Genomic DNA, 21,660 nt, shown 5'->3' with positions numbered 1-21,660 from the left:
TGACAGCCGATAGTGCCTGTGAAATCATGCGCGGTTGTCCGCCCGGCGAGCTTGCATGTTTCAACGACTGTTCAGGAAGAGCCGCACGACTGTGGCAGCGACCGCTGCGCTCGACGTCCGCAGTCAACGCCCTTCAGCGGGCGAGATCCGGGTTGAAGGCGCGACCGAGACGCTGTTCCTGTCTCCCTTGCCGGTGTACACCGGGCAGGTGCAATCCTCCCGTCGCCATTTTTCGGACATCAATGATGTGTTCCTGGACCTGGGAGGGAGCAACTGGGGAACCGTAGAGGGCGGCAAAATGCTTGCCGGCGGAATCGTCGGCCTGCTCGTGCTCGCGTTCATCGTGCCCGCGCTCATCATGCTCTACCTGGTGCTCGCCTACCCGGAGAACTTCCCGACGCCATGGGCGGATTTGAAGATGTTCATTCAAGTGTTTTCTGCCGGCGCGCTTCTCGGCATCCTCCCCTTGGGGGCATTCGCCTACGGGATGTTCTCGGATGAGTTCAAACGCGCAAAGCCCTATCCGGTGCGCTTCAACCGTCAGCGTCGCGAGGTGTGCTACATCGACCGCGAGAGCGGCCGTGCCCTGATCGTGCCCTGGGAGAGCATCGTTGCCTGGGTGTCCAATTCACAAGGCATCACCCCGTATGGCACAACGCGCCAGTACACCTTCGGCATGGGCCTGGAGGATAAAGAGCGCGACACCGTGCAGTTTGTCCTGCTGCCACAACCCAGTGATTCGCACTCACTGGGCCTGTGGGCGTCGATCCGGAACTACATGGAGGACGGGCAGTTGTTCAATGCACCCAACCCATGGTTCCAGGCATTGGGGTTGGTCCCGACCAAGGATCGACTGAAGCCGTATGAGGGCATGCACACCTTTGAGATCGAGCGTGAGGATGCTCGCGCGATGGGTTCGCTCGACGATGGCGGTGATGATCTGACGCTGGAACAACGGGAGAAGTATGGCTACGACAAACGCTCCTACTGGCCGCTCCGTCGCTGGTACGCGTGGCGTGTCCTTACCTTCTGGAAGCTGCCCTACCTGCTCGCCGAATGGGTCCATCGCCGCGGCCGTCCTTCGCTGCCGGCCGTGGTGGAAGCCTGGTCCCAGGCATTGCCGGAAGCGCAATGGGCCACCCCCAGCGGGGCGCTTGTGAACGCCAGCAAGCGCGTGAGAACGGCCATGGATAAACAAGGCGCGACGTTCGTCGATGCCTGCAAGGCAGCCGGCTTCAAGTGAGGTGACTGCTCCAGAGCATCTCGAGGGTATTGAACGGCAGCGGACGTGGTCCACCACTTCAAACACGCGATCCGTGCCTGCGGCGAGCAAGGCGATACAACACGGTGCCAGCCAGTACCGCGGCCACGGCCCCTGTCAGCGGTACCGATGCCAGCGTTGCATAGCTGATCGTAAGGCTGCCCATGGCGCCCCCGAGCGCGGTGCCCAGGTTGAAGGAGGCGATGTTCAACCCGGCCGCGACCGGGCTGTAGGCGGGAATCAAGCGCTGCGCCTGCTTGAGCAGACGCAGCGTCAGCAGCGTCACGATGCAGAAGAAACAGATGCCCAGCGTGCCGATCAGCAGCATCATCATGGCCGGCATGCTGGCGAACACGTAGAGCCCGAGCAGATTCAACGCCAACGCGCACAGTGCCAACTGAAGGCTGCGGTCCCCGTCCATCGCGTCGCCCAGCGCTCCCCCGAGCAGGTTGCCTGCGATCGCACAGACGCCGAACAACAGCATGCCCAGGCTCAGCCACTGCACGTCCACACCAGTGACCTGCTGCAGATACGGCGAGACGAAGGTGAAGAACGAAAACGTCGCGACGCTCACCAGCGCGCCGATGCCGGCCGTCGTCAGGAGCTGGGGATGGATGATGGCCTGGATGCCCTTCCATGCGCCGCCGCGGGACGGGGCCGAACCGGCAGCTCCCCTCGGCATGCACAGCGCCAGACCCAGCATGCCGACCACGCTGAGGACGCCGATGGACAGGAAGACCACGCGCCACGACCAGAGACTGCCCAGGTACGTGCCGATCGGAACGCCGAACGCCAGCGCGAGGGTCAACCCGATCCACACGACCGACAGCGCCCGGCCGGATCGCTGCGGGTCCACGAGCCGGGTCGCCGCGTCGGAGGCGACCGCCATGAAGACGCCGTGGCCGAGGCCGACCACGAAGCGGATGGCCAGCAGTGTGACCAGATTGGGCGAGGCGCTCATCAGCAGGCTGCCCAGTCCGAGCAACGCCGTGGCCAGCAGCAGGATCTGCCGGTCCCGCCAGTGCGCGACCAGCGCGGTGATGAACGGTGCGCCGATGGCCGCGCCCAGTGCATAGGCGGCAATGGCCGTGCCGACGAGGGATATCCGCGCCCCGAGGTCATCGGCAATGGTGGTCAACAATCCCGCGACCACAAACTCGGAGAGCCCGAACGCGAACGCGCACAGGGAAAACACATAAATGGCAGCAGGCATCGCAGGTCCTATCCAGCAGAGCTGCGGAAGCCTAGTGCCTGGCCATGTGCGGGTGAAGGACGGTTTACATACTGCAGCAAGACGCCGCGCGTCTTGTCACCTCAGGGCAGAGAACGGGTCTGCAGAATCGCCTGTATCAACCGGTCGCGGATCGCTGAGGTCCGGGTCTCGTTCCACGCCATGAACAGCTCCAGCCGTGACACGTCCTCCGCCGCTTCCACCTGGAGCGGACGGAACACAACGTCCTCGCGCGTTTCCGTCGCCAGCGAAGCGGGAAGCAGCGCGATACCGAACCCCGCAGCCACCAAGGCAATCAAGGTCTGCATCTGCCGGCCGTGCTGCACGATGTCGGGCACGAACCCGGCTGTCTGGCACAGGCCGATCAGCTGGTCATGAAATCCTTTGCCGAGTGTCCGGGGCGAGGCGACGAATGCTGCGTCCCTGAGCAATGCCAGGTCGATGCCCGCCTTCGCCGCCAGCGGATGACCGGCCGGCAGCGCGACGCAGATCCGTTCGCTCAGCAGCCTTTCCATGCGCAGGTGCGGCGTCGTGGTGCCCGGTGTCCGCATGAAGCCGATATCCGCCTCTCCCTGCTCCAGGGCGTTGACCTGCTCCTGGGTGCTGGCCTCCCGCATCGTGAAGGCGATGCCCGGGTTGAGCTCGCGAAAGTGGCGCAACGCCTGCAGCAACGAGGCATAGGGGGCGATGTTGATGAAGGTCAGGGTCAGGTGGCCCTCCATGCCCTGGGCCACGCGGCGCGTCTGGGCGACGCCCTCCTCCAGCGACTGCACGGTACGGCGCGCGGTCTCAAGGAAGGCTGCCCCCGCCGGTGTCAACGCGACGCTGCGAGGGGTGCGCTCGAACAACGGGGCTCCGACGGCGCCCTCCAGCTTGCGGATGGCCTGGCTCAGCGGCGGCTGCGCCATGTGCAGCCGCTCGGCGGCGCGATTGAAGTGCAGCTCCTCGGCCACGGCAATGAACTGTTGGAGCAGGCGGGTCTCTATCACTGAAACACCAGACCTCTGGAATGCCGGAATTGAGGGTGTTCAACATACCAAATCTCTACGTTGTCCAGAGCGCGCCAGCAGGCGCCTGCTGGAGGGACTGGTCATGATGCTGCTGCTCGTCAGCGATGCTCGACGAGGGGCCGGACAGCGTTACTTCGTGGCGTCGCGCGCCGTCGCGTCCGCTTCCATCAGCTCCCGGCGCTGGGCCTCGATCCAGGCGTCCCCGGCGGCACGTGCCTGGGCATCGAGTTCCTTGTTCTGCCGGTCGTTTTCCTGGTACTGCGCCCACACCTCGGGCGTGATCGTCTCCAGTCGATGATCGGGGCGCAGCTGGATCGAGGGGGACGCCCCCATGGCCACCGTGAAGTTATCGAACAGCCATTGGCGGCGCAGCTCAGGCGAGGCATACAGAAGGTCCGGCTCCGCATAGGTCCGCATCGGCAGTGCCTGCTCGGCGAGGGGCGTGTCGGACGAAATCCTCGCCAGCCTGACGACCAGTCGCTCATGGTCCCGGTCTTTGTGATACAGGGCGGCGATGTCGCCATCGATCCACAGGACGTACGCGTACCCCGCGATGGGATGGACCTGGAACGGGTGTTCACGGACCAGGATGAGATCACTGCGGTCTGTGTAGAGCGCCCGCCAGCCCGGCGGTGCCGGACGGATGCCGCAGTCGACGGTCCCTGCCGTGATCTTCTCCAGCGTCGCCCTGCCGCGGCTCGCGGAAAGCCGCGTTGTCCAGCAGCGTGAGCTGTCACGATTGTGCGATGCCATCAGAACTGCGTCTTCGTCCAGCACCACCGCATCGGTATGCACAAACGGGGCGTCTGTGGCGGCATGATCCTGCAGCAGCGTCGCGAAGTCCTTATCTGACAGCGCACTGCCATTCTCGTAAACGGCGTACGTGGTGTGGTGCTGGTACTTGCTGCTGTTGATATCCAGCCTGCTTTCCGTCACGGCCACGACCTTCAGCGTGTCTGACGAAAACACGGTCTCCCGCTGGGTGCGTGCACATCCAGTGGTGAGCAGCGCTGCACACAGCAGCAGCGCAGCAGAAAGCAGGACGGAACATGTTCTGGCGTGCATCGCGCTGCTGCCTGCGGGTCGGGATGGGATCCGTGCAAGCATATCCGCTTCGGCCACGGTTACCGGGCAGCACGGCCCCAAAGGGGCCGCACTGCCCTGCCCCGCTGGATCAGAAGCTGTAATCCAACGAAACACCCACGGTACGCGGCTGCATCATCACCGCATTCCAGCGCCGGTACTGCTGCGCGCCCGCGGCAGGAATCGTCCTGCCAGCGGCGACGTAGATGTCCTTGTTGGTGAGGTTGGTGATGAAGAAGCGCACGGTCGTGTTCTGGCTGCTCACTTCGGCAGTCAGGTCAACGGTGGTGTAGCTGGGCAGGTCGAAGGACTGCGTTGAGGCCACCGATGCCGCACGCTCGCCGTAATAGCGCAGCGCGCCACCGACGCTCCAGCCCCATTCGCCGCTCGTCGGGAACTGGTAGTCGGCCTGCAGGCTGCCGGCCCATTCGGGCACCTGCGGCAGCTGGGCGCCGGATTCGGCCTGGTTCGGGCCGCCCGGACGGGCCGGGGGAATCGGAGCCGTCAACGTGGCGTCGGTGTAGGTCAGGCTGCCGCTCAGGCGCAGGCCGTCGACGGGCATCAGCGCGCCGGTGAATTCAACGCCCTGGCTGCGTGCTTCGCCCCCATTGACACCATAGGAGATGCCCTGCGCCGTGAGCAGGTTCAAGCGGATGTCGTCCCAGTCGATCCGGAATGCCGCCACTTCCACCAGCGCACGACGATCCCAGAAGTGGCTCTTCAGGCCGGCTTCGTAGTTGATCAACGTATCCGACTTGACCTGCGCGGGCACCTCCGGGGCGGCCGGCAGGATGGGATTGGGGCTGCCGGCGCGGTAGCCGGTGGCGACCCGCACGTAGGCCATGGTGTCTTCGCCCAGGAACAAGCGCGGGCTGGCGCTCCAGGTGGTCACGCTTTCCGAGGAGTCGGTGATGCGCTGCACGCCATCGCCGCCCAACGGACCGCCGAGTGTCTGGCGGAATTCCTGGTCGTTGCGCGCATGGCGCACGCCCAGGGCCAGATCGAAGCGGTCGGTGAACTTCCAGGTGGCATTGCCGAACAGGGCCTTCTCTTTATACGTGGTCAGCACCGAGGCGGTGAACAGATCAAGCACCGGATTGAATGCCGGGCTCAGTGCACTGCCGCGCTCGATGTAGGCGGCATCTTCATCGGTATAGAACGCGCCGAGCTGCCATTGCAGGCGACTGTCGCCCTTGGAGGTCAGGCGGAATTCCTGGGTCCACTTCTTCAGCTCGATATCCGTGTCCAGGCCGGCGTACGCCATCACCGGGCCCACGCCGGGCTTCTGCCCCAGCAAGGGGATGTACTCCACCGACTGGTCCTGCAGGCGCCATGAATTGGATTTCATCCAGCTGCTGGCGGAGGTGAAGTCGGCCCAGCCCAGATCCCAGTCCACCGTCAGGCCGTACACGTCGTACTTGATCGTGCTCGGCTGCAGGAACAGATACTCGTTTGAGTAGCCGGGCAGCTTCGGCTTGAAGGTGGCCGGGTCGAGCGCGACCGTCGCGAAATTGTCGCCCTTGTTTTCCTGGCGCATCGCGGTGAGCAGCACGTCCACCGTATCGGAGGCCTTCCACAGCAGCGAAAGGCGGCCGGCGTTCTGGTACACATCGTTGGTGTCGCGGCGATGCAGGACGCTGTTGTCGATCCAGCCCGGACTGGTCTGCTCGGCGTAGCTGGCGCGCAGGGCCAACTGACCCTTCACCAGTGGCACATTGACGGCGGCGCGCTCGGAATGGCCCACCCGGCCGCCATCGTCGACAACGCGCATCGTGGCGCCGGCGCGGCCCGAGAAGTACTCCAGGTCCGGCCGTTTGGTGACGTACTTGACCACGCCGCCCAGCGCACTGGCACCGTACAGCGTGCCCTGCGGGCCGCGCAGCACTTCCACGTTCTGCACGTCGTACGGCAGCAGGTCGAACATGCCGGAGGTCGCACCGGACAGTGAGCCATTGGCGGTGAGCGGCACGTCGTCAACGTAGATCGAGGTCGAGGCGGTATTGCCCATCGGGGTGATGCCGCGGATCGAGATCGTCGAGCGGCCCGGCGCACCGAGGCTGGTGATCTGCAGGCCGGGAACCAGCCCGGCCAGGTCATTCATGTTGTTGACCTGGAGGCGGTCGAGCTGCTCTTCGCTGATGACGCTGATGGACATCGGGATATCGGTGACCACTTCCACGCGTTTCTGCGCGGTCGCGGTCACAGTGCCCAACGTATGTACGTCGTCGCGGTTGGGGTTCTCGGCGGCGACCTGTGCCAGTGCCGTGGCGCTGCAGCCCAGGGCCAGGATGCCTGCAGTGCAGGCCAGCGACAACGCGTTCATTCGGAGCGAACAGTGACTCATGTGATGAGACCTCGGTAGCGAAGCTGGACGCCCACGGCAATGGGCACGGAATGCGGCAGTCAGGGCACCCCGTCGTGCTGGGGTGGGGGCCGGCCTGGCAGTGACGCTCCTGGGATGAATGGCTATGCGTAAGCCCATGTAGGACACAATAGTCCTGTTCAGAGAACTGTCAATCCTGCGTCGCAGCATTGACATGAATTCATGCGCCAGGCCCGCCCCGGACCTCAGCGTCCGGCGCCCCAGACCGCTTCGTCACACCAGATCGTGCCGTCGCGATAGAGCACCCCGGGCGTGCGGTCCTGCTTGAGGAAGGTGGGCCCGTCCAGGTCGACGAGATCACACAACTGCCCGACCACGAAGCCCGGCGCAGCGCCCAGGCTGCTGCAGACCATGCACCCGACCATGACGCCCAGCCCGGCCTCGCGCGCCGCGGCGGCGATCAGCAGCGCCTCGGTCAGGCCGCCGCATTTGTCGAGCTTGATGTTGAATACGTTGAAGCGACCCTTCAGGCCGTCGACATCGGCCAGGGTGAGCGCGCTTTCATCGGCGGCCAGAGGAATCGGCGACACGAATCCGTCCAGATCGGCTTCGCGCCCCCGGGCCAGCGGCTGTTCGATCAGCGCTACATCGGCGTCCACCATGGCTGCCACCAGCCGCTCGAGATCGCCGACCTGGTAACCCTGATTGGCATCGACCCCCAGCCATACCTCGGGCCGCGCCTGACGGATCGCCGCGACGCGCGCGATGTCCAGGTCGAGATCACCGGTCAATTTGACCTTGATCGAACGCGCCTGGCGATACGCGACCGCGGCGGCCGCCATCGCCGTCGGCTCATCGGCGCCGACCGTGAAGGTCGTGGGGAGCGGCCGCGGCGGCGGCAGCCCTGCAAGCGCCCATACGGGCTTGCCTGCCTGCTTCGATTCCAGCTCCCAGAGGGCAGCATCAACCGCGTTGCGAGCGCCACCGGCTGGCAGGATCGCTCGCAGTTCCTCGCGCGTGGGGTGTGCCTCGATGGCATCACGCACGGCTTCGAGCTGGAGGCGCATGGTCTCGATGTCTTCGCCCAGGTAATAGACGCCGGTCGCCTCACCGCGGCCGACGTGCGTGCCGTCATCCAGGGTGACAAGGCAGGCCAGCCGGCTGTCGAAGACGTGGCTGGCGATGCGGAACGGTGCGGCCAGACGCAGCGCGTCGACGGCGATGCCGAGGGTGAGGCGGGCCATCAGGCGTTCACTCCGGATGCGGCCATGTCACGCGCCACAGCGGGCGTTGCCAACAGCTTGATCGAGCACATCTGCTTTCCCTGCCTCAAGGTGAGTAATTCTCACATCGAGACATTAGTTCTCCGCGCGGAGAACTGTCAATGGGCGCCGTGTCCGGCGCCCCTCCCTCGTGCCGCGTTACGGATTACTTCGCAGCTACCGGGGCCGGGGCCGGTGCCAGTGCGGCCGCGATCTGCGACAGATACTTGTTCCAGTCGAACTTCTGCCCTTCCGGTGTCCAGCCCAGACGCACGATCACCGCATCCTGCGAGGGAATCACCGCCATGATCTGATGGTTGTGGCCCATCGCCATGAAGGCATCGGGAGGCACGTCCTGCAGCACCTTCCGACCTTCTTCTGCAGCCGCGGCCCGGTTCAACCACAGCTGCGCGCCGTATGAGGGGCGCGGTGATGCTGGCGTGGGCGTCACCGCGAACTGGAGCCATTCCGGCGACAGCAGCCGCTTGCCATCGGCCTCGCCGTGGTTCAGATGCAGCAGCCCATAGCGCGCCCAATCCCGTGCCGTTGCATACCCGTAGGAACTGCCGACCAGGACACCGGACTCGTCCGGCTCGATCAGCGCGCTGCGCATGCCGGCCGGCTCGAACAACCGTGTCTGTGCAAATCGGGTCATGCCTTCCAGGGTGCCGCCGGTGGCCTCGAAGACGATCCGCGACAGGATGTTGGTCGTACCCGAGGAATAGCTCCAGTGCGTGCCTGGCGCATGTTCAAGCGGCATCGCGGCCGCCAGCGCGCCCATGTCACCGGCCTCGAACAGCATCTTGATCGATTCGTTCCCGGGCTTGTAGCTCTCCACGAAGGCCAACCCGCTCGACATCGTCAGCAACTGGCGCAGCGTGATCGCGCCGCGCGGATCGCCTTCGCCCTTCCATTCCGGCACCGGCGCGGGGTCATCCAGCTTGAGCACGCCGTCATCCACCAGCAGGCCAACCAGCGTGCCCATGATGCTTTTGGTAGCCGACCAGCCCAACATGCGGGTGTTCTGGTTGAAGCCAGGCGCGTAACGCTCGGCAACGATCGCCCCACCCTGCACCACCACGATCGCACGGGTGTCCGGGTAACCGCCCACGTTCTGCTCATCGAAGGCCGCACTCACGGCCGCGTCCAGTGCGGCACGGTCGAGCTTCGCTTCTGCGGCGGCCTGCAGCGCCGGCACAGGCCGGTCACCCTGTGGCCAGGGGCGCGCCGCCAGTGGCGATAGTGGCGTGAGCTGGGCCGCCTGGGCCTTGAGCGCCGCGAGCGGCACGTCGCCGGTGGTCAGCGTGCAGCCGACCGCCGGGCGATGCAACGCGGTCCGGCTGGCCGTCCCAGGCGCGGAGGCGGTGACCGTCCCTGCCTTGCGATCGACCGCCAGCGCCACCGTCCTGGTGAATGGCGCCAGTGCGTGGATGTCGTCGCGCAGCACGTCGGCCTCGGCGCGGTTGGCCACGAAGATGCCAGCGCAGGCGATCTGTGCCGAGACCGCGGTGCCCAGATCCTCCGCGCTGGTGATCGGTGGTGCGGCGGCCAGTGCTGGCGCGGAGGCGGCGAGCGCCAGAGAGAGAAGACTCCAGCCGGAGGCGTGTCGGATCATGAGGTGTGTCCTGTGTTTGTTGGAGCGCGCACGTGGATCAGCGCGTGCGGCATGGGTGGCGCAGCGCCGAGCCCGCCCGGGCGCCAGTGTGTTTGCCACCCTCGAAACTCACCACACCGTTGACGATCACGGTTTCGATGCCGGTCGGCGCGCCGGCGGGCGCGTCCCAGCTCGCCACATCGTCCAGCGTGTCCAGATCGAACAGCACGATATCGGCGCGCATCCCCTCGCGGATCAGCCCGCGATCGCTCAACCCCATCCGCTGTGCGGGCCAGCTGGTCATCTTGCGGACCGCGTCTTCCAGCGTCAGCACATGACGCCGCTTCACATACTCGGCGAGGATCCGCGGGAAGGTGCCATACGCGCGCGGGTGTGGCAGGCCGATGGCGCCGTCGCTGCCGTAGTTCACCGCGGCGGCCGCGTCACTGCCAATACTCACCCAGGGCTGGCGCAGCGCGAGCTGCACATCCTCTTCGCTGATCATGAAATACAGCGCGACCGCCCGATTGGGCAACCCTTCAAGCGCGATGTCCCAGGCCGCATCCGCCGGGTCCAGATTCAGTTCGGCACCGATCTCGGCCAGTGTCTTGCCATGGAAGCGCCGGTACTTCTCACTGAAGCTGTTGGCCAGGCGCACGTTCTGGAAGCCACCCGACGCATGCACCAGGTTGGACCAGCCGGGCATCGAACCGGCGGCAACCTCCTTTTTCATGCGCTCGCGCACCTTCGGATCGCGCACGCGCTCGATACCTTTCTCAAGCCCGTCGGCCCAGACCCAGCTCGGCGCGATGATCTCCAGCCCGGTGCCGCCGGCGGTGTAGGGATAGAGATCGGCGGCAACATCGACGCCGCGGTCCCGCGCTGCATTGATCGTCGCCAGTGCCTGGGGCATCAGCTTGCCCCACTCCGGCGCATAGGCAGCCTTCAAGTGGAAGATCTCCACCTTGACGCCGCCCTTCTCGCCGATCTCGATGGCCTCTTCAATGGCCTTGACCACGCCCTCGCTCTCGTCACGCATATGCGTGGCGTAGAAGCCGTCGCATTGCGCGGCCACCTTGGCCAGCGAGACCAGATCGGAGGTGCTCTGGAAGCTGCTGGGTGCATAGATCAAGGCGCTGGAGATACCGAACGCACCGGCCTCCATCGCAATCTTCACCTGCTCGCCCATGGCATCGAGCTGCTTCCTGGTCGGCGCACCAGCGGCATCGCCCATGACGTGCACGCGGGCCTGGGTGGAGGAGTAGTACGTGCCGAAGTTGACCGCGATACCCTGCGTTTCGAGCTGCTTGAAGTAGCCCGGCATCCCCGCCGCAGGCACCGGCGGTCCGCCCTCGCCGCCGATCAGCGTGGTCACGCCCATCCGCAACTTGTTCTCGGCCGCGCCGTCCTTGAGCAGCGCCGCGCCGGACTGATCCATCATGTCGATGAAGCCCGGCGACACATAGCGCCCCGTTGCGTCGATCTCGCGGGTGCCCTTGCCGGGGACCTGGCCGACCTGGACCACCCGCCCCTCCTTGACCGCCACATCGGCACGGACCCACGGATTGCCGGCACCGTCGAGCACGCGTCCACCGCGGATCACCAGGTCATAGTCGGCCGCGGCCGCGTTGGCGGCGAACAGCATCGATACGCCCGCCCAGAGCAGGGTGCGCTTCATCATTGCCTCTCCTTGTTGGTGCGCGCCTGCGCACGCACGTCATCCACGACCTCGCGAACCGCATCCACCACGCGATCAGGCTGATCGATCTGGATGTAGTGGCCGGAATCGCTCACGATCTGTTGCTGCCCGCGGCTGGACAGGGCGGCCTGCTCGGCATGCAAGGTGCGCCATTCCTGCTTGAACCGGGCGCCCTCCTCCGCCGTCAGGCCCATCTTCTTCAGCTCGTCGGGCTTGAACGGCTTCAACGCGGTCAGCACGATCACCGGGCGATCGCCAAACGACGTAACCGCGCGGGCATCGTCCATGGTGCTGTCGAAGCCGTCGAGTTCTGCGGTCGCGCCTGTGACCGAGGCACTGGAGAAGGCAGTGATCTCCGCGGCCTCATCCTTCGGGCGTGGACCATGATCGGCGCGCGAGAACAGGAAGCGCACCAGGCCGGTCCGTGACAGTGCCGTGGCGGTATGCATCAACAGCGACACCTTCTTCGGGTGGACATCGATGCTCACCACGCTGCCGAGCCGGGCGATCTGATCCGGGTGCGAGGGGTCGACCATCACCAGTCCGGCGACCTGATCGCCGTAGCGCCCCACATAGGTCCGGATGTACGGCCCGCCGATGGAATGGCCGACCAGCACCAGCGGATCGGTGATGCCCGCGCCTTTCAACAGGGCGTGCAGGTCATCGGCCACGGCCGACGCACGCTGCGGGGTGTCCTTCGCATCGCTGCGCATGATGCCGGCGCGGTCGTAGGCACAGGCGCGGGTGAAGCGGGCGATCCGGTCGTGCACCCGGGTCCAGTCCATCGTGCCGCCCGTGCCGAGGCCGGACTCGAAGATCACGGTCGGGGTGCCACTGCCGCGACACTCGATATGCATCTGGCGTCCGCCGACATCGACCATCTGGCCGCGCAGTGGATGATCGGTCGCCGCGCTCCGGCGTGCCAAGGCCTCGTAGACCACCCCGATGAGGGTGATCAGGATCACGACCGCCAGCAGACCCAACGCGATCCACTTCACCCACCGACGAAACCGCCGCCAACCCTTCACTGCTGTCATGTCGTGCTCTCTTGAATGGCGTGCTGAAGCCTGCGTTGCGCCGCAGGCGGTTGAGAATCCTCTGACCTGCCTGCCCGGCCAACGCAAACGACCGGGGACAGGTTTAGGCCCATATAGGATATAAGCGTCCTATTTGGAGAATTGTCAATGTGCAGTGCGGGGCGCGGGGCCAGCCCATGGGCCACTCCGGAGGCCACGCTACCCAGCGCCAGACTGCGACAAACCGTCGCAATCGAGCACGAACCGGGCATTTTCGCCGGGAATCCCGACAGACATGCCTTACCATCGGGCCGGTGCGTGCGTCCCTCCTCCACCGCTGGCTTCATGCATGGGCCTTGCTGGCGATTGCGCTGGTGATCGTGGCGCCCATGGTCAGCCGGGCATTGGCGCCGGTGAACGCGCCCGTCATGGAGGCCTCGCCGGCACCCGATCCGCATGCGGCGCATCACGCCATGACGGATGCCGACGCGCATGCGGGCCATCACGCGCATCACGATAGGGATCAGGGAAAGGCCAGCCCCGCTGCCGAAGCGCCTGCCGATCCGCATGCCAGCCATGAGATGGGCGTGGACTGCGAGTACTGCCTGATTGCGGCCCGTCTCATCAGCCTGCTCGTGGCGCTGCTCCTGCTGCTGACGCAATGGCCGGCCGTGTTTCGATCGCTGTCGGGTCTGGTCGACTGTCGCCGCGCCCCCGCACGGGGAACGCTGGGAGCTCGCGGCCCGCCGCTGCTGGCCTGCTGATCCGGTCCTGACCAGGTGCAGCGCTGCTGCGCCCTGCCCTGTCTGCTGATCCGCCGTGTTCGGTGGGGCCAGGCGATGCCGGATTGGAACCGATGCCCCGCGCCATCCGGCGTCTCTGCCGGACCTTGTTCCTGCCCCGGTCGATCTGACCGTGGCGACCGATGCTGTGGACCATGACAACTTCTTTTTCGTATCGACCTTTGGCCAAGGCCATCACGGCCGTGCTTGCCGCTGCCCTTCTTCTTCCCGCCACCGTCGCCGCCCAGAACGGTACCGTGCTGACCCTGGGCACCGTGCAGGCGCGTTCGGCCGCCGAGCGCGAGCTGTCGGCCCGCTCGGTCTTCACCTCGGTGGATCTCATCGGCGGCGATGTCCTTCAACCGCAGAAGGTCGACCATAGCTGGGAGCTGCTGATGAATGCCCCGGGCGTGCAGGTCACCCAGTTCAAGATGGGCACCGACGCCGGCCGCTTTTCCTTCCGGGGTTTCAACGGCGAGGGCCGCATCAACGCGGTCAAGCTGCTGATCGACGGCATTCCGAGCAATGACAATTCGGGCGGCATGCCTTACCTGGATGCGGTGTTTCCGCTGGACATCGCCGCGCTCGAGATCGTGCGCGGCACCAACGATGCCCGCTACGGGCTGCATGCGATTGCCGGTGACGTGAATGTGTTGACCCGCCAGGGCGGCACTGACGGCCAGCTGAGCATCACCGCTGGCAGCTTTGGCACGCAGGATGTGCAGTTGGCCAGAGGGTTCGAGCGCGGCCCCTGGTCACAGAACTATTTCGTCGGCTGGCGCACGTCCGACGGCGAGCGCGACCATGCCGATGGCACCCAGCGCAGCTTCGCCGGCAAGTGGTTCTACACCGACCCTGACGGCCGGTGGCGCGCAGGGCTGACCAGCCGCTACTACAAGAACGCCGCACTGGAAGCCGGCTACCTCAGCTATCCGGAGGTGCAGGCCAATCCGACGCAATCGCCGGCCTACGCACGCGATGACCGCAGTGAGCGCGAGACGGTCCAGACCGCCATGCACATCGATGGCGCACTGGGCAGCGACTGGAGCTGGAACGCCAAGGCCTACCAGAACGACTATCGCAACCAGCGCTGGGTGACGTTCACCGCGGGAGGCGCTCAACAGGAACGTTTCAACGATGAGACCCATCGCGGCCTGCTCTTGAACACCACCTGGCGCCCGGACTCGCGGCTGGCCGAGTTCGTCCTCGATGCCGGCGTGGATGGGCAGTGGCAGGACAACACGGCCCGCCGCTACAGGACCGTCGCGCGCGAGCGCCAGGCGACCCTGCGCGATTGGGACTACACCCTCGATACCCGGGGTGCCTACGTGCAGGCGGTAATCCGGCCGATGGACGCGCTGAAGATCGTACCCGCCTACCGGGTCGATCGCGTGTATGGCGACTTCCACAATGGGGCGACCGGCCTGCGCGCACCGGTCTACGACTATGGCCTGATCAAACAACCCAAGCTGAGTGTGTCCTACGATCTCAGCCCGACCACGGTCGTGTACGCAAACTGGGGGCGAACGTTCCAGATCGGCAGCGGCAATGGCGCGTATCGCACGCAGGTGAACGATCTTGCTCCCTCCCTCAACGAGGGCTGGGAGGCCGGTATGAAATGGGCGCCCGTGCAGGGGCTGCAGACCCGGATCGCGTACTGGGAGCAGCGGGCCAGCGATGAGGTCGCCACCGTCCTGGGCGTCAATGGCGTGGTCGGGGCCAATGAGGTCGGCAACGTGGGCCAGACGCTGCGCCGCGGTTGGGACGCCCAGCTGACATGGCAGGCCAGCGCCCAGTGGCGCGCCTGGGCCGCGTACTCGCGGCAGAAGGCGGTGATCGAGGTGCCCGACCCCAGTGCGCCGCAGACCCGCGGGCGGCAGATCGAGAACGTGCCGAACTGGCTGGCCAGCGCGGGGGTGGACTACGCCCCGACGGCCGACTGGGCCTTCAGCGCCTGGGGCAATGGCCAGGGCGACTACTTCGTGGAACGAACCAACACGCTGGGACGCTACGGCGGCTATGCACTGTTGAACCTGAGCGCCACGTACCGCCTGGACGCCCGCAACAGCCTGGCCCTGCAGTTGAAGAACGCGACAGATCGTTTCTACGTGTATGCCTGGTACGACAGCGGTTCCTCGGGCTACTCACCCGGTGATGGCCGGGCGCTGTACCTGAGCTGGACCCGGGAGCTCTGACATGCCAACCCCCGCTACCCCGCGTGCATCGGATCGCTGGCGTTTCTACCGCGCGGTGTGGCGGTGGCACTTCTATGCCGGCCTGTTCGTGCTGCCCTTCATCGCCTGGCTGGCGTTGACCGGGGCCGTGTACGTCTACCAGAAGCCGATCGATCGCTGGATCCATCACGATCTGAAGGTCGTGGAGACCGCAGCGCTGCCACCCTCGCCTGCCAGCGCCCAGCTGGCGGCCGTCAATGCCGTCAGTCACGGGGAGATCTTCCGTTACACCACGCCGGACTACGCCGACGGCACCATCGAGATCGGCGTCCAGGAGGCCGACGGTCGACGGCAGGTCTACTACGTCGACCCGGGCACCGCGCAGGTGCTGGGGCACCTGCCCGACAAAGGCACGTTCTCGGGCGTGGTGCGGCAGCTCCACAGCCTCGATCTGCTCGGCGATTACGCCAGTGCCCTGATCGAGATCGCCGCTGGCTGGGCCATCCTGCTGGTGGCGACCGGCGTGTACCTGTGGTGGCCGCGCGGGCAGAACGGTGGGATCACCACGGTTCGCGGGCAGCCGCGACAGCGGCTGTTCTGGCGCGATCTGCATGCGGTGACCGGCGTCTGGGTCGGCGGTGTGCTCGTGTTCCTGGCCGTGACCGGCATGCCCTGGTCGGTGGTCTGGGGCCATCAGGTCAATGCCTGGGCGAACGGTCACGACTATGGTTACCCGACCGGGGTGCGGGTGAACGTGCCGATGTCCGCGCATCGGCTTGCCGACACCACCACGCCAGCCTGGTCGATGGCGCAGGCACAGCTACCGGTCTCAGCGGTGCCGCATGCCCAGCACGCCGCTGTCGATGACGGGCATGCCGCACATGGCGGCGGTCCACTCGGGGATCTGTCGCCGCAGCCCGGTGCGCTCGGCATCGACGCGGCCATGCGCCGGTTCAGCGCACTGGGGCTGGCACCGGGTTACAGCATCGCGCTGCCGCGTGGGCCCATGGGGGTCTACACTGCCTCGGTCTATCCGGAGGATCTGTCGCGCCAGCGGGTGGTGCATCTGGACCAGTACAGCGGCCGGGTTCTGCTGGAAATGGGCTACGCCGATTACGGTGCGCTTGGGCGAGGACTGGAATGGGGCATCAATGTCCATCTCGGCAACGAGTACGGCACGGTCAACCGTGTGGTGCTGATCATCGCGTGCGCAGCGATCCTCCTGCTCTGCCTCAGCGGTGCGGTGATGTGGTGGAAGCGGCGGCCCATCGGCGGGATCGGCGTGCCGCCACTGCCGAAGCACGGGCGAAGCGTGGCGGGTGTCTTCGTGCTGCTGTGCATCGGCGGCGTGGTGTTCCCGCTGGTGGGCCTGTCGCTGTTGGTCGTGGGGCTGCTGGACTACCTCGCCACCCGTGGCTGGCGACGGACGTGAAGACCCGCACTTCACGCGGCGCACACTACCCTCTTGCCGTCACACCCCATGGAGCTGCCCCCTCGTGAGCCGGCATTGGCCGCCAACGCGCGCATTAAAAGGACTTACCTGTCTCTCCCTGCTTTGCATGAGTGGCGCTGCCATCGCCCAGCCCGTACCGGACGGCGCCGCTGTTCCCGCCTTGGATTGGCAGCAGTCCCAGCAGCGGCTGGAGCAGGTGTCCGATGCCCTGGCCGCGGCGGATGCGTCGGTGCGCAACAAGCAGGACCTGCAGGACGCCACCCGCCTGCTGCGCCTGCCCGAGATCACCGGTGAAGTGCGCCGGTTGCAGTTCCAGAAGACGCTCACCCTGCCGCTGGGGTCCTTGGCGCCGGTCGCTGAGGCCTTCGGCATCGACTCGCCGTTGCAGTTCACCGAGCGCGACTGGCGCACCCGCCCGGTGGTCACTGCGGTACTGCCGTTGTACACCGGTGGCTTGATCCCGGCCGCCCAACAGGCCGCTGCCGGCGCGACCGATCAGGCCAGCGCCGAGCGCGAATCGCAGCGCCAGTCACTGAGCGTGCAACTGGTCCAGGCCTATTTCGGCCAGCGCCTCGCCGAGCAGGCGGTGGACGTGCGCCGCGAGGTGCGCGATGGGCTGCAGCGTCACCTCGATGATGCCCTGAAGCTGGAACGCGAAGGCTTTGCCACCCGCGCGCAGCGCCTGCAGGCCAATGTGGCCCGCGACAAGGCCGAGCGCGAGTACCAGAAATCGCTGAATGATCTGCAGACGCTGAAGGCCGCATTGGCCACCCTGCTGCGCAGCGGTGGCGACGTCCGCCCGCTGTCGCCCTTGTTTGTGCATCGCGCGCCGATCGGTGCGCTGCCTACCTTCGAACGCGATGCACAGGCCCGGCAACCGCAGATTGCCCGCCTGCGGGCCCTGGTGGCCCAGGCCGAGCAAGGCGTGCGCGTGCAGCAGGCCAAGCTCAAGCCCACCGTGTTCCTGTTCGGCCAGTACGATTTCCGCCGCCGCGACGAAATGTTGACCGACCCGGACTGGGCGTTCGGCATCGGCCTGAAGTACACCTTCCTGTCGCCCACCTCGCGTCCTGCCCAGATCAGCGCCGCCCGCGCGCAGCAGGATCAGGCCGAAGCCGGCCTGCGCGAAGCCGAGAACCAGGTGACGCTGGGCGTGCGCAAGGCCTGGTACGAACTGGATACCGCCCGCCAACAGTTCCTGCTGCTGGACAGCAGCATCGAACAGAACCGCGAGAACCTGCGGCTGCAGGAGCTGGCCTTCCGCGAGGGCCAGGCCACCTCGCTGGATGTGATCGATGCGCGCCTGGGGCTGGGCGGCGCACAGGTGGAACGCGCGCAGGCCGCGTATCAGTACGACGTGGCGCTGGCACAGCTGCTGGAGATCAGTGGACAGATGGACCGATATGAAGAATTCCGCCGCCGGGGCGACGAGGTGATCGCGCATGAATGACACATTGCAGGCGCCGGCCGACGCGCCGCCGCCGAAGAAACGCAAGGCCGGCATCCTCATCGCGCTGGTACTGGCGATCGTCGTCGTGGTCGGGCTGTGGCTGGCCTGGCGCACGCCGGCCGAACAGCTGCAGGGCATGGCCGATGCCGACACCGTCAACGTGGCGGCGAAGATCACCGCGCGGCTGGCCGAGCTGAAGGTGCGCGAGGGCGACCGGGTCACCGCCGGCCAGGTGCTGTTCGTGCTGGACAGCCCCGAAGTGGCAGCCAAGGAGCAGCAGGCCCAGGGCGCGCTGGAAGCGGCACGTGCGGTGGCCGACAAGGCCGACCAAGGGGCACGCAGCGAGGACATCCGTGCTGCGCAGGCCAACTGGAAACGCGCCGAGGCGGGTGCCACCCTTGCCGATGCCACCTATCAGCGCGTGCAGAACCTGTACAACGAAGGCGTGATGACGCGGCAGAAACGTGACGAGGCCTTGGCCCAGGCGCGCAGTTCGCGCGAGCTGTCCAATGCCGCACGGGCGCAGTACGACCAGGCGCTGGCCGGCGCGCGCGACCAGGACAAGCGCGCCGCGCAGGGCCAGGTTCGCCAGGCGCAGGGCGCCGTGGCCGAGGTGGATGCGGCCCGCGACGAGATCAACGGCCGCGCGCCCATGGCCGGTGAGATCAACAAGCGCATGTCGGATATCGGCGAGCTGGTCCCGGCCGGCTACCCGGTCTTCACCCTGGTCGACATCGACCGCATGTGGGTGTCGGTGAACCTGCGCGAATCGCAGATGCGGGGCCTGAAGGTGGGTACCCGCCTGCGCGGCAACGTACCCGCGCTGGATCGTGATGCCGAGTTCGAGGTGTATTTCATCAATCCTGCCGGTGACTACGCCACGTGGCGTGCCACCCGGCAGTCGTCCGGCTATGACGTGCGCAGCTTCGAGATCCGGCTGCGCCCGGTCGCCCCGGTGGAAGGCTTCCGCCCCGGCATGAGTGTGCTGTTCGGGTGGCCGCAGGGATGAGCCGGTCGGTGTGGGCGAGTGCCACAGCCTCGTTCCAGCGCGAGCTTGAGCACCTGCGCCGCGATCGTGCCGATCTGCTGCTGGTCACGCTGCTGCCGGCCGTGATGCTGGGGTTGATGGCATGGCTGTTTGCCGCCTCGGTGATGCGCGATATCCCCATCGCCATGGTCGACCTCGACCGCAGCGCGGAAAGCAGACAACTGGCCCGCATGCTGGATGCCAGCCCCGGCGTGACCATTGCCAGCCAGCCGTCCACCCTGGCCGAAGCGCAATCGCAGCTGCGCCGGCTGGAGGTGTTCGCGGTGGTGCTGGTGCCGCGCGATGCCACCCGGCAGGCGCTGCGTGGTGAACAGGGCACGGTGTTCGCGTACTACAACGCCACCTACCTCACCACCGGCCAATCCGCCGTGCGCGATATCGTCGAAGCCGTCAGCGCCTGGAATGCGCGGCTGCTGGGCGAGCGCATCGGCAAGCAGGTCGGCCCGGCCACGCTGCGCGCCCCGCCGATCGCCGTGCAGTCGGACATCCTGCACAACCCGGCACGCAGCTATGAGCTGTTCCTGCTGCCACTGCTGTTCCCGGCGATCCTGTCGCTGGGGCTGGCACTGGCCGTGGCAGCCAGCCTGGGCCGTGAGGTCCGTGATGGGCAACTGCGCGATTGGCTGGGCGACACCCCGTGGTCGGCGATCGCCGGCAAGGTCGTGCCATACGTGCTGCTGTTCTCGATGTACGGTGCACTTGGGGTGCTCTACCTTGCCCTGCTCCGTGGCGATGGCATCGCCGGCAGTGCGCTGTTGCTGATGCTGGGGCAACCGGTGTTCTACCTGGCCTGTGCGGCGGTAGCCCTGCTGTTTGTCGGGCTCACCCGGGACATGGGCACATCGCTTTCCGCGATCGGCTTGAGCATCGGCACCGCGCTGGCATTTTCCGGCGCCACCTTCCCGGTGGTCGATGCGCCGCTGTTCACCCGGGTCTGGAATCTCCTGCTGCCACTGACCGCCTACGTGAAACTGCAGACCCAGCAGCAGTTCGTCGGCGCGCCTTGGAGTGTCTCGCTGTGGCCGCTGGGCACGCTGCTGCTGATGGGGGTGGTGGCCGGTGGCATCGGTGGCTGGCGGCTGATTGCTGCCGCGCGCAGCGCCGATCCAGCATTGCCGGGCGCACCGCGCGAGGCCGGTGCATGAGCCGCTTCGTCGACAGCCTGCGCCTGACCCTGCGCACGGTGCTCACCGACCGGTATGCCGTCGTGTTGATGGTCGGCGCGGTGGTGCTGTACTCGTTCTTCTACCCGGCGGCCTACCGCCATCAGGTAGCCAGCAACCTGCCCATCGTGGTGGTTGACCACGACCAGAGTGCCACCAGTCGAGAATTGCTGCGGCGGGTGGACGCGCTGCACACGGTCCGCATCGTCGATCAGCCGGCCAGCATCGACCAGGCACGCCATGTGCTGGAAACCGGCAAGGCCGAAGGCATTCTGCTGATCCCGGCCAACCTTGAACGCGACATTCTGCGCGGCAGCCACGGCTATCTGGTGTTGATGGGCAACGGCGCCTACCTGGGCCGCGCCAGTTGGGTGCTCGGCGGCGTGGCCGAGGCCCTGACCGCCTTCGCGCGCGAGGCGGCCGTGTCGCAGGCGGCGTTCATGGGGGCGCCGCAGGCACCGCCGATCACGTTGGTGCAGCGCCCGCTGTTCAATACGCAGGAAGGGTACGGCAGCGCCATCGTGCCCGGCGTGGCCGAGCTGATCGTGCATCAGACGCTGCTCATGGGCATCGGCGTACTGCTCGGCGCGCGACGGTTGGCGTTGGGCCGGCGCCTGCGCTTTGACATGCCGACACTGGCCGGCATGGCGATTGGCTTCGGTGCCATCGGCCTGCTCGGGCTGCTGTATTACGCCGGTTTCACCGCGTGGGTGCAGGACTACCCGCGTGGTGGCAATCCACTCGGGCAGTTGCTGGGCGGCACGTTGTTCATCGCCGCCACGGTGGCGTTCGGGCTGTTCATCGGCAGCTTTTTCGCGACCCGAGAACGTGCCTTCCAGGTGGTCGTCGCCTGCTCCATCCCGCTGTTCTTCCTGGCCAACCTGTCCTGGCCGGCGGTCACCTCCCCGCCCGTGCTGGTGGCCCTGGCCCACCTGCTGCCGACCACGCCCGGCATCAACCTGATGGTGCGGTTGAATCAGATGGATGCCAGCCTGGGTGAAGTCAGCCACGAGCTCTGGACCCTGCTCGCGCTGCTGGCGCTTTACGGTGGTCTGGCGATATGGCGGCTGGGCGCACGCAGGCCGGACTGACCTTGAGCCTCGCTGGTGGC

At 66.5% G+C, this 21,660-nt stretch carries 16 protein-coding genes; 8 read left to right on the top strand and 8 right to left on the bottom strand.

Annotated features, from left to right (window positions below):
* Window positions 1-55: 55 nt before the first annotated feature.
* Window positions 56-1,243 (top strand): hypothetical protein, encoded by a 1,188-nt coding sequence (locus ABE571_RS00695; RefSeq protein ID WP_346492998.1) that lies wholly within the window; start codon window positions 56-58, stop codon window positions 1,241-1,243.
* A 58-nt stretch (window positions 1,244-1,301) separates the two neighbouring features.
* On the opposite strand, the gene ABE571_RS00690 is transcribed toward ABE571_RS00695, so the two are convergent.
* From ABE571_RS00690 to ABE571_RS00655, 8 genes are all read right to left on the bottom strand, one after another.
* A complete protein-coding gene (locus tag ABE571_RS00690) occupies window positions 1,302-2,474 on the bottom strand; it encodes an MFS transporter (protein ID WP_346492997.1) in 1,173 nt (390 codons plus the stop codon).
* 101 nt (window positions 2,475-2,575) lie between these two features.
* The gene (locus tag ABE571_RS00685) at window positions 2,576-3,481 is read right to left on the bottom strand and encodes a LysR substrate-binding domain-containing protein (RefSeq protein ID WP_346492996.1); all 906 of its coding nucleotides are present in this window, start codon (window positions 3,479-3,481) and stop codon (window positions 2,576-2,578) included.
* A 150-nt stretch (window positions 3,482-3,631) separates the two neighbouring features.
* The gene (locus tag ABE571_RS00680) at window positions 3,632-4,567 is read right to left on the bottom strand and encodes a hypothetical protein (protein ID WP_346492995.1); all 936 of its coding nucleotides are present in this window, start codon (window positions 4,565-4,567) and stop codon (window positions 3,632-3,634) included.
* Between the two features lie 109 nt (window positions 4,568-4,676).
* The gene (locus tag ABE571_RS00675) at window positions 4,677-6,929 is read right to left on the bottom strand and encodes a TonB-dependent receptor (protein WP_346462390.1); all 2,253 of its coding nucleotides are present in this window, start codon (window positions 6,927-6,929) and stop codon (window positions 4,677-4,679) included.
* Window positions 6,930-7,153: 224 nt separating this feature from the next.
* Entirely contained in the window at window positions 7,154-8,152 is a 999-nt protein-coding gene (locus ABE571_RS00670; RefSeq protein ID WP_313218426.1) for a dipeptide epimerase, read from the bottom strand.
* A gap of 184 nt (window positions 8,153-8,336) precedes the next feature.
* A complete protein-coding gene (locus ABE571_RS00665; RefSeq protein ID WP_346492994.1) occupies window positions 8,337-9,785 on the bottom strand; it encodes a serine hydrolase in 1,449 nt (482 codons plus the stop codon).
* A 37-nt stretch (window positions 9,786-9,822) separates the two neighbouring features.
* Window positions 9,823-11,442 carry a D-aminoacylase gene (locus ABE571_RS00660; protein WP_313209820.1) on the bottom strand — a complete coding sequence of 540 codons (1,620 nt, stop codon included), beginning with the start codon at window positions 11,440-11,442 and terminating at the stop codon, window positions 9,823-9,825.
* Entirely contained in the window at window positions 11,442-12,500 is a 1,059-nt protein-coding gene (locus ABE571_RS00655; RefSeq protein WP_346492993.1) for an alpha/beta hydrolase, read from the bottom strand. Before ABE571_RS00655 ends, ABE571_RS00660 begins: the two co-directional genes overlap by 1 nt.
* Before the next feature lie 344 nt (window positions 12,501-12,844).
* On the opposite strand from ABE571_RS00655, the gene ABE571_RS00650 reads away from it, so the two are divergent.
* The 7 genes from ABE571_RS00650 to ABE571_RS00620 all read left to right on the top strand — a co-directional run bounded on the left by ABE571_RS00650 (window position 12,845) and on the right by ABE571_RS00620 (window position 21,640).
* Window positions 12,845-13,243, top strand: coding sequence for a hypothetical protein (locus tag ABE571_RS00650; RefSeq protein WP_313219202.1), 399 nt, complete (start codon window positions 12,845-12,847; stop codon window positions 13,241-13,243).
* Window positions 13,244-13,416: 173 nt separating this feature from the next.
* On the top strand, window positions 13,417-15,456 hold the full coding sequence (locus ABE571_RS00645; protein WP_346492992.1) for a TonB-dependent receptor: 2,040 nt from the start codon (window positions 13,417-13,419) through the stop codon (window positions 15,454-15,456).
* A 1-nt stretch (window position 15,457) separates the two neighbouring features.
* The gene (locus ABE571_RS00640) at window positions 15,458-16,867 is read left to right on the top strand and encodes a PepSY domain-containing protein (RefSeq protein ID WP_346492991.1); all 1,410 of its coding nucleotides are present in this window, start codon (window positions 15,458-15,460) and stop codon (window positions 16,865-16,867) included.
* A 127-nt stretch (window positions 16,868-16,994) separates the two neighbouring features.
* Entirely contained in the window at window positions 16,995-18,338 is a 1,344-nt protein-coding gene (locus ABE571_RS00635; protein WP_313209833.1) for a TolC family protein, read from the top strand.
* Window positions 18,331-19,347, top strand: a complete 1,017-nt coding sequence (locus ABE571_RS00630) for an efflux RND transporter periplasmic adaptor subunit (RefSeq protein WP_346462400.1) — start codon at window positions 18,331-18,333, stop codon at window positions 19,345-19,347. Before ABE571_RS00635 ends, ABE571_RS00630 begins: the two co-directional genes overlap by 8 nt.
* Complete coding sequence (locus ABE571_RS00625; RefSeq protein ID WP_346492990.1) at window positions 19,344-20,531, top strand: ABC transporter permease; 1,188 nt, start codon at window positions 19,344-19,346, stop codon at window positions 20,529-20,531. The genes ABE571_RS00630 and ABE571_RS00625 overlap by 4 nt, the downstream gene beginning before the upstream one ends.
* A complete protein-coding gene (locus tag ABE571_RS00620) occupies window positions 20,528-21,640 on the top strand; it encodes an ABC transporter permease (RefSeq protein ID WP_346480963.1) in 1,113 nt (370 codons plus the stop codon). Before ABE571_RS00625 ends, ABE571_RS00620 begins: the two co-directional genes overlap by 4 nt.
* Window positions 21,641-21,660 lie beyond the last annotated feature (20 nt).

Source organism: Stenotrophomonas sp. TWI273 (genome assembly GCF_039674765.1).
Classification (GTDB): Bacteria; Pseudomonadota; Gammaproteobacteria; order Xanthomonadales; family Xanthomonadaceae; genus Stenotrophomonas.
This window is presented reverse-complemented; position numbering and strand designations above follow the sequence as displayed.